The organism is Variovorax sp. Root411 (assembly GCF_001425205.1).
GTDB lineage: Bacteria > Pseudomonadota > Gammaproteobacteria > Burkholderiales > Burkholderiaceae_C > Variovorax.
This window is the reverse complement of record NZ_LMDW01000016.1, coordinates 662700-674215: the sequence shown is the minus strand read 5'-3', so window position 1 is coordinate 674215 and position 11516 is coordinate 662700. Positions and strand designations below refer to the sequence as shown.

The 11516-nt window shown below is 67.7% G+C and carries 11 protein-coding genes; 4 read left to right on the top strand and 7 right to left on the bottom strand.

The features are described 5' to 3' along the window. Position 1 precedes the first annotated feature (1 nt). Positions 2–796 carry an adenosylcobinamide-GDP ribazoletransferase gene (locus ASC92_RS19770; RefSeq protein ID WP_056518838.1) on the top strand — a complete coding sequence of 265 codons (795 nt, stop codon included), beginning with the start codon at positions 2–4 and terminating at the stop codon, positions 794–796. Further along, positions 793–1359, top strand: coding sequence for a histidine phosphatase family protein (locus ASC92_RS19765; protein WP_056518835.1), 567 nt, complete (start codon positions 793–795; stop codon positions 1357–1359). The genes ASC92_RS19770 and ASC92_RS19765 overlap by 4 nt, the downstream gene beginning before the upstream one ends. A 26-nt stretch (positions 1360–1385) precedes the next feature. On the opposite strand, the gene ASC92_RS19760 is transcribed toward ASC92_RS19765, so the two are convergent. Both ASC92_RS19760 and nth read right to left on the bottom strand, forming a co-directional pair. Then, positions 1386–2228 carry an Ivy family c-type lysozyme inhibitor gene (locus tag ASC92_RS19760; RefSeq protein ID WP_056518833.1) on the bottom strand — a complete coding sequence of 281 codons (843 nt, stop codon included), beginning with the start codon at positions 2226–2228 and terminating at the stop codon, positions 1386–1388. Positions 2229–2240: 12 nt separating this feature from the next. Then, a complete protein-coding gene (gene nth, locus ASC92_RS19755) occupies positions 2241–2888 on the bottom strand; it encodes an endonuclease III (protein WP_056518831.1) in 648 nt (215 codons plus the stop codon). A gap of 111 nt (positions 2889–2999) precedes the next feature. Between nth and ASC92_RS19750 the strand changes: the two genes are divergently transcribed. After that, positions 3000–4187, top strand: coding sequence for a PLP-dependent aminotransferase family protein (locus tag ASC92_RS19750; protein ID WP_056518828.1), 1188 nt, complete (start codon positions 3000–3002; stop codon positions 4185–4187). Positions 4188–4199: 12 nt separating this feature from the next. On the opposite strand, the gene ASC92_RS19745 is transcribed toward ASC92_RS19750, so the two are convergent. Together ASC92_RS19745 and ASC92_RS19740 are read right to left on the bottom strand one after the other, a co-directional pair. Next, entirely contained in the window at positions 4200–4427 is a 228-nt protein-coding gene (locus ASC92_RS19745) for a hypothetical protein (protein WP_007837035.1), read from the bottom strand. 38 nt (positions 4428–4465) lie between these two features. Beyond that, entirely contained in the window at positions 4466–5488 is a 1023-nt protein-coding gene (locus ASC92_RS19740) for a histone deacetylase family protein (protein WP_056519159.1), read from the bottom strand. Between the two features lie 123 nt (positions 5489–5611). Here ASC92_RS19740 and ASC92_RS19735 point away from each other — a divergent pair, with 123 nt between their 5' ends. Beyond that, positions 5612–5938, top strand: a complete 327-nt coding sequence (locus ASC92_RS19735; RefSeq protein WP_056518826.1) for a DUF6172 family protein — start codon at positions 5612–5614, stop codon at positions 5936–5938. Positions 5939–5945: 7 nt separating this feature from the next. Here the strand turns inward: ASC92_RS19735 and ASC92_RS19730 are convergent, their stop codons facing one another. The 3 genes from ASC92_RS19730 to mfd form a co-directional block, all read right to left on the bottom strand. Further along, complete coding sequence (locus ASC92_RS19730) at positions 5946–7010, bottom strand: Ldh family oxidoreductase (RefSeq protein WP_056518824.1); 1065 nt, start codon at positions 7008–7010, stop codon at positions 5946–5948. Positions 7011–7309: 299 nt separating this feature from the next. Next, on the bottom strand, positions 7310–8023 hold the full coding sequence (gene serB, locus ASC92_RS19725; RefSeq protein ID WP_056519157.1) for a phosphoserine phosphatase SerB: 714 nt from the start codon (positions 8021–8023) through the stop codon (positions 7310–7312). Positions 8024–8028: 5 nt separating this feature from the next. Then, positions 8029–11511 (bottom strand): transcription-repair coupling factor, encoded by a 3483-nt coding sequence (gene mfd / locus ASC92_RS19720; RefSeq protein ID WP_056518822.1) that lies wholly within the window; start codon positions 11509–11511, stop codon positions 8029–8031. Positions 11512–11516: the final 5 nt, after the last annotated feature.

The window sequence follows — 11516 nt, the reverse complement described above, 5'->3', positions numbered from 1 at the left end:
GATGAACGGCGTTCGCCATTTCCTGCTCGCGCTGCAGTTCTTCACGCGCGTGCCGGTGACGGGGCCGCTGGCTGCGTGGGTCGGCTTCAGTCCGCAGATGCTGCGTTCGAGCGCGGCGCATCTGCCCGGCATCGGATGGCTGGCAGGCGGCGTGGCGGCGCTGGTGTTCGTGGGTGTGGGCATGGGGCTGCCGGGTGTCGCTGGTGCGCTGGCAGCCGCCGTGCTGAGCACCACGGCCACCGTGATGCTGACCGGCGCCTTCCATGAAGACGGCTTGGCCGACGTGGCCGATGGCCTGGGCGGTTCGGCCAACCGCGACCGGGCGCTGGAGATCATGAAGGACTCGCGCATCGGCGCCTTCGGTGCGCTGGCGCTGGTGCTGGCGCTGGGCCTGAAATGCGCGCTGCTCGCAGTGCTGGCCGGGCACGGCCTGCAGGCGGTTGTTGTCGCCATCGTCGGCGCGCATGTGCTGTCGCGGCTGATGCCGCTGTTCCTGATCCGGTGGTTGCCTTATGTGGGCGACAGCGGGGCGAGCAAGGCGAAGCCGCTGGCGGATGCGATCAGCGGTGGCGCTTTGCTGATCGCGGTGGTGTGGGCGCTGCCGGCGGTGGCACTGCTGCTGTATGCACATGATGTGGCGCACAGCGTGGCGGCCGTGCTTGCGGCCGTTGTTGCCGCGGGCTGGATGGCGCGTCTTTTCATGCGCCGGCTGCAGGGCTTCACCGGCGACGGCCTTGGCGCCACCCAGCAGGTCTGCGAGCTGGCGATCTACCTCGCGCTGGCGTGGCGCGCATGAGCGACGCCGCCCGAAGGACGCTCTGGCTCCAGCGCCATGCGCCCGTGATGGCCGAGCCCGGCCTGTGCTACGGCGCCACGGACCTCGAAGCCCATGCGGACGCCACGCTCGCCGCTGCGCAGCGCATCGCGCCTTTGCTCCCTGCGGGCATCACCGTGCGCAGTTCGCCGCTGCGGCGGTGTGCCGGGCTGGCCGATGCCATCGCCGCGTTGCGCCCCGATCTTCGGGTACGGCACGACGCACGGCTGGCCGAGATGAACTTCGGCGCCTGGGAAGGGCGGCCGTGGTCCGCCATCGCACGCGAGGAATTCGACGCCTGGACCGGCAATTTCGCCGATGCGCCTGCCGGAGGCCATGGCGAAAGCGTGCGCGCATTCATGCAGCGCGTGGCCGCCGCGCATGACGAATGGCTTGTGGGCGAGGGCGATGCGCTGTGGATCACGCACGCCGGCGTGCTGCGGGCGGTAACGTTGCTGCAGCGCGGCACCCGCTGCCCTGGAGCCGCCACCGACTGGCCTGCCGGGGAGCTGGCGTTCGGCGGTTGGCTGACTTTCGACAATTAGCTGTCGTCAGACAGCGTCGATGCGGCTCAGTTCTTCTGCCGCCACTGTTCGCGCCAGAGCCGCTCCAGCTGCGGCGCCAGTGCCGCTGACGGCGTGCCCAGGAAGCGGTTGCTGCCGTGGCGCTGCACCAGGCCGTAGAGGCGGCCGGAGCCCTGGTCGTAGAGCGCGATCGCGTTGTTGTCGTAGCAGTCGTGCGGCTTGCAGAAGGCGTGCAGGAGGTAGCGCGTGCCCTCGACCGTGACCCATTGCGGTTCGGGCGCCGGGCCTTCGCGGCGCACCAGCCAGCGGTCGTTCTCGCGCGTGCCCAGGGCGGCGCGCCACGCCTTCTCCATGGCCGGGCCCCGCGCCAGCGCCGCGGGGCTGCCCGTGGGCGGGGGAGGCGCCTTGACGGCGGGCTCGACCGGAGGGGGCATGGCCCGCACGGCGCCGTTGCAGCGCCAGTAGCGCAGCTTCATCATGTCGGGGCCGAGTTGTCCGGCGACCGGCTTGTCGGCGTCCAGTGCGATGTACTGGCCGCGCGCTTCGCGGTAGACGAGGAAGGTCATGGAGCCGGACTTGCCCGCGCTGCTCATCAGCGCCACGTCGAAGCCCGCCGGCGGTGGGCGGTTGCCGAAGAAGCTGTGGGCGGCCTGCGGTTCGTTGCCGGTCACGCGGCGCTTGCCGCTTTCGGCGATCAGCATGTCCTGGCGCACCTGCAGCGTCGGTGCGGCCGCGTTGGCGCAGTTCGTCGACCAGCGGCCGCCGTAGAGTGCCATGGCCTCGGGCGGCAGGCCGCCGCCCTGCTGCGACCATGCCGCGGCCGGAAGGAGGGCAGCGAGCAGCGTGGCGGCCAGCAGTGCCCGGGAGTCGTTCTTTCGTGTCGTCGTCATTCGTCGTCGGTCTCAGGCCGTCTTCGGCATCGGTGTCTTTGGCTTGTAGGCGCAGAAAGCGGCCACCGCGCACTCCCAGCAGCGCGGCTTGCGTGCCACGCAGATGTAGCGGCCATGCAGGATGAGCCAATGGTGCGCATGCAGCCTGTACTCCTGTGGGACGCGCTTCTCGAGCTTGAGTTCCACCTCCAGCGGAGTCTTGCCGGGCGCGAGACCGGTGCGGTTGCCGACACGGAAGATGTGCGTGTCGACCGCCATGGTCGGCTCGCCGAAGGCCACGTTGAGCACCACGTTCGCGGTCTTGCGACCGACGCCCGGCAGCGCCTCGAGCTCGGCGCGGGTGCGTGGTACCTCGCCGGCGTGCAGTTCCACCAGCATGCGGCAGGCCTCGATCAGGTGCTTCGCCTTGCTGCGGTACAGGCCGATGGTCTTGATGTACGCCTCCAGCCCCTCGACACCCAGCTCGAGGATGGCCTGCGGCGTATTCGCCACCGGATACAGCTTGCGCGTGGCCTTGTTCACGCCCACGTCGGTGGCCTGCGCCGACAGCAGCACGGCGGCCAGCAACTCGAAGGGCGTGGTGTATTCGAGTTCGGTCTCGGGTTCGGGGTTGGCCGCCTGCAGGGTGGCGAAGAAGAGGGGGATGTCGTTTTTTTTCATGGGGCTTCGTGGGGGCGGCACGCGCAATATATCGTTGAAAGGCGATAGCCTTACGCAGCTTTATTGCCCGCCGCTTTCGCGACAATGGCACCCCAGAAAGTGAGACCGACCATGCAATTCGCCTCCCGCCTCGACAACGTCGAGACCTCCGCCATCCGCGAACTCTTCAAGCTGCTGGGCAAGCCCGGCATCATCAGCTTCGCAGGCGGCTTCCCCGACAGCGCCATGTTCGACGTCGAGGGCCTCAAAGAGGCGAGCCAGAAGGCGCTCACCGAAGAACCCGGCGGCGCGCTGCAGTACGGCGCCACCGAAGGCTATGAGCCGCTGCGCACGCAGCTCAGCGCCTTCATGAAGACCAAGGGCGTCGAGGTCGACCCCAGCGGCCTGATCGTCACCACCGGCAGCCAGCAGGCACTCGACCTGCTGGGCAAGACCATGATCTCGCCCGGCGACAAGGTGATCGTCGAGGGCCCGACCTTCCTGGCAACCATCCAGTGCTTTCGCCTGTACGGCGCGCAGCTCATCAGCGCGCCCATCGACGCCAACGGCGTGAAGACCGACGAGCTCGAGAAGCTCATCGCCGAGCACAAGCCCAAGTTCGTCTACCTGATCCCGACCTTCGGCAACCCCAGCGGCGCGATGCTGACGCTGGAGCGCCGCAAGAAGGTGCTCGAACTGGCCGTGAAGTACCAGACGCTGATCGTCGAGGACGACCCCTATGGCGACCTCTATTTCGGCGAAGCGCCCCCGCCCTCCATCCTGGCCCTGAGCAAGGACGTGCCGGGCAGCCGCGAGCTGCTGGCGCACTGCGGCAGCCTGAGCAAGGTGCTGAGCCCGGGCCTGCGCATCGGCTGGATGATCGCGCCGCCCGAGCTGCTGGCCAAGGCGACGATGTGCAAGCAGTTCAGCGACGCGCACACGAGCACGTTCTCGCAAGCCACCGCCGCGCAGTACCTGAAGAGCGGCCGCATGCCGGCCACGCTCGCGCACGTGCGCGAGGTGTACGGCCAGCGGGCCCAGGCCATGGGCGCGGCGCTCAAGCGCGAGCTGGGCGATGCAGTGAGCTTCACCCAGCCCAATGGCGGCTTGTTCTTCTGGGCTCGCCTCACGGGCGCCAATGGCAAGCTGGCCGATGCGAACGAACTGGCGAAGCGAGCGATCGAGAAGCTCGTGGCCTTCGTGCCCGGCGCGCCGTTCTTCGCGGAGAAGCCCGATGTGGCCACGCTGCGGCTGAGCTTTGCGACGGCCGACGTGGCGAAGATCGAAGAGGGCGTGAAGCGCCTGGGTCAGGCGCTGTAGTCGTCAATCCGATCAGGGGGACCGGTGCAGCCGGGGCGCTGCAAGCAGGTCCAGGTTGTCCGAAATGGCCGCATCCACATTCGGATAGCGGCCTTTCATTTTCGACAACGTCATGATGGTCTGCAGCGCCTTCAGGTCCTTGACCGAGGGCGCGACCTTGATCTGTGCGATGGCTGCGGCGGGGTTGCCACCGTTGATCAATGCCATCACCTTGCTTGCCCAGTCGTTTGCGCGCGCCATGTCTCCACCTGCTTTCGTTCGAAGCGCCGACTGTACCCTCACGCAATACCTGCAAATCCCCCGAAGAAAGCGCGTGCGTTGGCCTCCAGGCTGTCGAGGTGATAGCCGCCTTCCTGGACGATCAACGTAGGCAGGCCCAGCGCGCCTATGGCCTTGCCCAGACGGCCGAAACCCTCGGTCGTCACCGCGACCTGCGACTGGGGATCGTCCTTGTAGATGTCGAACCCGAGGGCCAGGACCAGCGCGTCCGGCGCGAAGCGTTGCAGCACACCCGCCGCATCGTCGACGCGCTCGAAGAAGGTCGCTTCCGGTGCCCCGTGCGGCATCGGGAAATTGACGTTGAAGCCATCGCCGTCGCCGGCCCCGCGCTCGTCGTCGTAGCCGGCGACGGCAGGGTAGAAGTTGGTCGGGTCGCCGTGGATCGAGACATACAGCACGTCGCTGCGGTCGTAGAAGATTTCCTGCACCCCCTGGCCGTGGTGCATGTCAGTATCGAGGACCGCCACGCGAGCGAAGCGCCCGCGCAACGCCTGGGCGGCGATGGCTGCGTTGTTGAGGTAGCAGAAGCCGCCAGCGGCATCGACGCGCGCATGGTGGCCGGGCGGGCGGCACAGTGCATAGGCTGCAGGGGCGCCGTCGACGATGGCCGCCGCGCCGGCCACCGCGCTCTGGGCCGACCAGTACGCGGAGCGCCAGGTCTCGGCCCCGACCGGGCAGCTGCCGTCGGCAAGGTAGCGTGCCGCCTTGGCCAGCACGCCGCGCAGGCGGTTGGGCTCGCGCACGTAGACGTTCGACATCACCTCGTCGCCCCAGTCGGGCGGCATCTGCTTCCATTCGCCGTGCGCGTCCTCGAGAAAGCGCAGGTAGTCGGCGCTGTGCACGGCGGCCAATGGCGCCATGCCGGCATCGGCCGGTGCCCGGAGATCGAAGCCGAGCGATTGCACGGCGGCGACGAGTCGAAGCGCGCGCTCGGGAATCTCCTGCGGTGTGCGCATCTGTCCGCGCGACAGGTAGCTGCGCGGATGGTGCAGCAGCTGCTCTGGATGGAAGTAGGTCAGCATGGGCGATTCGGCATGGCCGCTGTGGAAATTGCTCGGCAGCCATGGTAGCGAGCAAGATCGGTGCCCATCGAGGGCATCGGATGGCGCGCGAATCGGCGGCATCCACATTGGTTACGATCACCCATGAGAAAAACCTTTCAGCTTCAGGTCGAGGGCAAGCACCCCGACCGTCTCCTCGAAGCCATCAAGCACGAGATCCGCAAGTACATCAAGCGCGAGCGGCGGCGCGAATTGCCCGAAGGCAGCGATTTCTGGGACTTCGATTGCAAGTTCGGCGCGGCCCAGGAATCCGCCGAAGTCATCCACCTTTCCGCCATCACGGGCCTCATCGACGGCGTGGTGAAGGAAGGCGGCAAGCAGTTCTACATCGAGATCCTGGCCAAGCCCGGCAAGCGCAAGCCGCGGCCTGAAGGCGAACAGGGCGCTGCCGCCGATTCCGAAGAGGAATAACCCTTCGTCAGACCTGCGCCTGCGCCAGCCGCAGGCCGTACCGCTGCTCCGCATCCTGCAGCGAGCGCGCAATCGACGGGTGCAGCCGCACCCCGTTCCTGGCCTGCACTTCCCGACGCTTCAAACCGCCTTCGCCCGGCAGCCGCACAGGCTTGGCCGGGTCGATGGGCATGTTGCCGCGGCACTTCGCCGCCACATGGTCCATCTGGCGCAGGAAGTCCTCCTTGCCGCCGAAGGCATTCAGATCGTGCAGCGTGATGTGCACCGTCGCGCCCCAGCCTTCGGGCGGATCGGCCCGGCCGTGGCCCGCGAGGCCGGCCGTGAGCGTCTCGACCAGCAGTGCCATGCCGTAGCCCTTGTGGCCGTGGCTCAGCCCGCCGACCGGCAGCAGCGTGCCGGGCGGCTGGTCGAACAGCACCTGCGGGTCGTTCGACGGCTTGCCGGCAGCGTCGATCAGCCATTCCTCGGCGAAGGTCTCGCCCGCCGCGCGCTTGCGGTTGCTCATGCCGTTGGTGGTGATGGAGGCCGAGATGTCGACCATCACGCCGCCTTGCGAGAGCGGAAAGCCCATGGCCAGCGGATTCGGCGTGAACACGGCCTGCGTGCCGCCGAAGGGCGCGACGCTGGCGGCATTGGGGTCGGAGCAGGCCAGCAGCATCAGCATGTCTTCCTGCAGCGCGCGCAGCATGTAGACGGCGAGGCAGGCGATGTGGTGGCTGCGGCGGATGACGAGCGAGGCGGTGCCGAGTTCGCGGGCACGCGGAATCAGCAGGTCCATGCCCTGGTCCATGAGCCAGGGACCGGGCAGGCGCTTGCCGTCCCAGAGCACGGCGGCGGGGCGGTCGGACAGCACCTCGGGCTCGCCGTCGCGCGTCATGCCGCCCGACTCCAGCTCCTTCACGTAGCCCGCCAGCAGCGCGAGGCCGTGCGTGTCGTGGCCCAGCAGGTCGCCTTCGACGAGCGTGCGCGCGACGCTGTCGGCCATCGACGCGGCGAGCCCGGCTTTTTGCAGCAGGGCGTTCGCGTAGTCCTTGAGGGCTTCGGCGCGGTAAAGCGGGGTGGTGTCGGTCATGTCAGTGGTCCGTTGTGTCTGTTGTTTTGGGCGCTGTCGTTCGGGGCGCGTGCACAGGCCACCGGGTACTCCCCTCCGCGAATGTCCCCCGCTTCGCTCCTCCTTTATTTCGCTGCGGGGAGTACCCGGTGGCCTGTGCACAACGAGCGCCGCCGTTGTTCCGCTTGATCAACAAGTGCTCTGAACGATCACGTCGATGCGGGGCCTTTTTCGCGAAATAAGGAGGAGCGAAGCGGGGGACATTCGCGAAAAAGGTCACCGCGTCGGCGTGATCACACCCCGAATCGCGCCCCAGAATCTCATCGCAGTATTTCGAGAACGCGGTCCAGCCCGCCTTCGTTGATAGCCACCATGGCCTGCTCGCGAACCTTCGGCTTCGCGTGGTAGGCCACCGAGAGGCCGGCTTCGCCCATCATCGGCAAGTCGTTGGCGCCGTCGCCCACGGCGATGGTTTCCTGCGGCGAAATGCCCATGAGCGATGCCACTTCGAGCAGCGTGCGGCGCTTCTCGGCGCCGTCGCAGATGTCGCCCCAGCTCTGTGTGACCACCTGGCCGGTGAGCTTGCCATCGGCTTCATCGAGCAGGTTGGAGCGCGCAAAGTCGATGCCCAGCCGGTCTTTCACGCGGTTCGCGAAGAAGGTGAAGCCACCCGACACCAGCAGCACCTTGAGGCCGGCTTTCTTGCAGGCCGCCACCAGTTCGCTCGCGCCCGGGTTGAGCTTCAGCCGCTCGTCGTACACCTGCTGCAGCGCCTCGACCGGCACACCCTGCAGCAGCGCCACGCGGCGGCGCAGGCTTTCCTTGAAGTCCTTGATTTCGCCGCGCATCGTGGCCTCGGTGATCGCGGCGACCTCGGCCTTCTTGCCGACGGCATCCGCAATCTCGTCGATGCATTCGATGTTGATCAGCGTCGAGTCCATGTCGAACGCGATCAGCTTGAAGTCGGCGAGCTTCAGCGGCGGCCTCACGCGCTGGATGACGAGGCCGGGGGAGATTTCTTGAATGGCGCTCATGGGGCTCATGCGGTGACGGTTTCCTTGACGAGGGGTTGGCCCAGGTTGCGCAGCACGTCGCGCACCATCTGGGCTCGCTCTTTCGGTTCCTTCAGCTCACGCTCGATGCGCAGCTTCTCGTTGCCGGCGAGCTTGATGTGCTTGTTCTTCTGAATCAGCTGGATGATGGCCATGCCATCGACCGGCGCATCCTTCTTGAACGTGATGTTGATGATGCCCGGCGCCGCATCGACCTTGACCACGCCGTAGGGCCGCGCCAGCACCCGCAGGCGGTGCGTGTCGATCAGCGTCTGCGCCTGCGGCGGCAGCTTGCCGAAGCGGTCGACGATTTCTTCGAGCAGCGTATCGATCTGGTCGGGCGTCTTCGCGGTGGCCAGCTTCTTGTAGAACGACAGGCGCAGGTGCACGTCGCCGCAGTAGTCGTCAGGCAGCAGGGCGGGCGCGTGCAGGTTGATTTCGGTGGTGACCGACAGCGGCGCCAGCAGGTCGGGCTCCTGGCCGGCCTTGAGCGAGCGCACGGCCTCGCTGAGCATCTCGTTGTAGAGCTGGAAGCCGATCTCCATCATGTTGCCGCTCTGGTTCTCGCCGAGCACCTCGCCGGTGCCGCGAATCTCGAGGTCGTGCATCGCAAGGTAGAAGCCGGAGCCCAGCTCTTCCATCTGCTGGATGGCGTCGAGCCGCTGCGCCGCCTGCTTGGTCAGGCCCTCGGTGTCGGGCACCATGAGGTAGGCATAGGCTTGGTGGTGCGAGCGGCCGACGCGGCCGCGCAACTGGTGCAGCTGCGCCAGGCCGAACTTGTCGGCGCGGCTCATCACGATGGTGTTGGCGGTCGGCACGTCGATGCCGGTCTCGATGATGGTCGAGCACAGCAGCAGGTTGTAGCGCTGCGCCACGAAGTCGCGCATCACGCGCTCCAGCTCGCGCTCGGGCATCTGGCCGTGGGCCACGGCGATGCGGGCCTCGGGCAATATTTCTTCCAGCTTCTGGCGCCGGTTCTCGATGGTCTCGACCTCGTTGTGCAGGAAGTAGACCTGCCCGCCGCGCTTCAGCTCGCGCAGCACGGCTTCGCGGATCACGCCGGTGCCTTCGTTGCGCACGAAGGTCTTGATGGCAAGGCGCCGCTGCGGCGCGGTGGCGATCACGCTCAGGTCGCGCAGGCCCTCGAGCGCCATGCCCAGCGTGCGCGGAATCGGCGTGGCCGTGAGCGTGAGCACGTCGACCTCGGCGCGCATGGCCTTCATCGCCTCCTTGTGGCGCACGCCGAAGCGGTGCTCCTCGTCGATGATGAGCAGGCCCAGGTTCTTGAACTTGACCGACTGCGACAGCAGCTTGTGCGTGCCGACCACGATGTCGACCTGGCCCTCGGCCAGGCCCTTGGCGGCGGCGTTGATTTCCTTGGCGGAGCGGAAGCGGCTCATCTCGGCCACCTTCACGGGCCACTTGGCGAAGCGGTCGACCAGCGTCTGGTAGTGCTGCTCGGCCAGCAGTGTGGTGGGCGCGAGGAACGCCACCTGCTTGCCGCCGGTGACGGCGATGAAGGCGGCGCGCAGCGCGACCTCGGTCTTGCCGAAGCCCACGTCGCCGCACACGAGGCGGTCCATCGGCTGGGGCGAGATCATGTCCTGCACCACGGCGTGGATGGCCGCCTTCTGGTCGGCGGTTTCCTGGAAGCCGAAGTCGTTGGCGAACACCTCGTAGTCGGCCGGCGAGTAGCGGAATGCATGGCCTTCGCGCGCGGCGCGGCGGGCGTAGATGTTGAGCAGCTCTGCAGCGGAGTCGCGCACCTGCTCGGCGGCCTTGCGCTTGGCCTTTTCCCACTGGCCGGAGCCCAGCTTGTGCAGCGGGGCCTCGTCGGCGCTCACGCCGGTGTAGCGGCTGATCTGGTGCAGCTGCGAAACGGGCACGTAGAGCGTGGCCTTGTCGGCGTACTCCAGGTGCAGCATTTCCTGCAGCAGCGGCTTGCCTTCGGCGTCAGTGCCCTGGCCCAGGTCCATGTGGATCAGGCCGCGATAGCGGCCGATGCCGTGCGCGGTGTGGACCACCGGGTCGCCCACGTTGAGTTCCGACAGGTCCTTGATCAGCGCCTCGACGTCGCTGACCTGCTCCTGCTTCTTATTGCGCCGGCGCGTGGTGGGCGCAGTGGCGAACAGCTCGGTCTCGGTGACGAGGTCGATGCTCTGTTCGCGCCAGGCGAAGCCCGAGGCCAGCGCGGCAGTGGCGATGCCGATCTTTTCGTCGGCGGAGGCTTCGAACTCGGCCAGCGAATCGAAGGCCGGCGGGCTCACGCCGCTGGCACGCAGGAAGTCGAGCAGGCTCTCGCGGCGGCCGTCGCTCTCGGCGATCAGCAGCACGCGGTGGGGCGTGGCCTTGATGTGGGCCTTGAGGCCGACCAGCGGATCCTCAGCGCCGCGCACCACGGCGAAGGGCGGCAGCTTGTCGAACTCGGCGTAAGGCGCGTCGGTGGCAACGTCGCCGCGGATAGCGAGTTGCGCATGCGGCTTGGCGCGCTGGTAGAACTGCTCGGCGCTCAGGAACAGCGCCTCGGGCGGCAGGGCGGGGCGCTCGGGGTCGCCGCGCACCAGCCGGTAGCGCTCGTTCGTGTCCTGCCAGAAATGCTGGAACGCGGGTTCGAGGTCACCGTGCAGCACGACGGTGGCGTCGGGGCCGAGGTAGTCGAACACCGTGGCCGTCTCGTCGAAGAACAGCGGCAGGTAGTACTCGATGCCGGCGGTGGCCACGCCGTTGCCCATGTCCTTGTAGATGCGGCTCTTGGTCGGGTCGCCTTCGAGCAGTTCGCGCCAGCGGCTGCGAAAGCGCGCCCGCGCGTCGTCGTCCATCGGGAACTCGCGCCCGGGCAGCAGCCGCACCTCGGGCACGGGGTAGAGGCTGCGCTGGGTGTCCGGGTCGAAGGTGCGGATCGTGTCGATCTCGTCGTCGAACAGGTCGACGCGAAACGGCACCGGCGAGCCCATGGGAAACAGGTCGATCAGGCCGCCGCGCACCGCGTATTCGCCAGGGCTCACCACCTGCGTCACGTGGGTGTAGCCGGCCAGCGTGAGCTGGGCCTTGAGCTTCGATTCCTCGAGCTTCTGCTTGGCCTTGAAGTGGAAGGTGTAGCCGGCCAGGAAGGCCGGAGGTGCGAGGCGGTAGAGGGCGGTGGTGGCGGGCACCAGCACCACGTCGGCCTCCTTCTGGCTGATGCGCCAGAGGGTGGCCAGCCGCTCGCTGATCAGGTCCTGGTGGGGCGAGAAGCTGTCGTAGGGCAGCGTCTCCCAGTCGGGGAACAAGGCGCAGCGCAGCTCGGGCGCGAAGAAGGCGATCTCGTCGATCAGGCGCTGCGCGTCGTTGGCGTCGGCCGTGAACATCGCCGTAGCGCGCCCGGCGGCTTTTTCGCGCATGGCCAGCTGCGCCAGCAGCAGTGCATCGGCCGATAACGGGGGACGCGGCAGCGTGAAACGCTTGCCCGCCGTGAGGTGGGGGAGGTCCATGGAAC

Excerpts from the sequence above, each read along its gene's own strand:
- ASC92_RS19770 (WP_056518838.1), top strand. The coding sequence starts at position 2 with ATGAACGGCGTTCGCCATTTCCTGCTCGCGCTGCAGTTCTTCACGCGC.
- ASC92_RS19765 (WP_056518835.1), top strand. The coding sequence starts at position 793 with ATGAGCGACGCCGCCCGAAGGACGCTCTGGCTCCAGCGCCATGCGCCC.
- ASC92_RS19760 (WP_056518833.1), bottom strand. The coding sequence starts at position 2,228 with ATGACGACGACACGAAAGAACGACTCCCGGGCACTGCTGGCCGCCACG.
- nth (WP_056518831.1), bottom strand. The coding sequence starts at position 2,888 with ATGAAAAAAAACGACATCCCCCTCTTCTTCGCCACCCTGCAGGCGGCC.
- ASC92_RS19750 (WP_056518828.1), top strand. The coding sequence starts at position 3,000 with ATGCAATTCGCCTCCCGCCTCGACAACGTCGAGACCTCCGCCATCCGC.
- ASC92_RS19745 (WP_007837035.1), bottom strand. The coding sequence starts at position 4,427 with ATGGCGCGCGCAAACGACTGGGCAAGCAAGGTGATGGCATTGATCAAC.
- ASC92_RS19740 (WP_056519159.1), bottom strand. The coding sequence starts at position 5,488 with ATGCTGACCTACTTCCATCCAGAGCAGCTGCTGCACCATCCGCGCAGC.
- ASC92_RS19735 (WP_056518826.1), top strand. The coding sequence starts at position 5,612 with ATGAGAAAAACCTTTCAGCTTCAGGTCGAGGGCAAGCACCCCGACCGT.
- ASC92_RS19730 (WP_056518824.1), bottom strand. The coding sequence starts at position 7,010 with ATGACCGACACCACCCCGCTTTACCGCGCCGAAGCCCTCAAGGACTAC.
- serB (WP_056519157.1), bottom strand. The coding sequence starts at position 8,023 with ATGAGCGCCATTCAAGAAATCTCCCCCGGCCTCGTCATCCAGCGCGTG.
- mfd (WP_056518822.1), bottom strand. The coding sequence starts at position 11,511 with ATGGACCTCCCCCACCTCACGGCGGGCAAGCGTTTCACGCTGCCGCGT.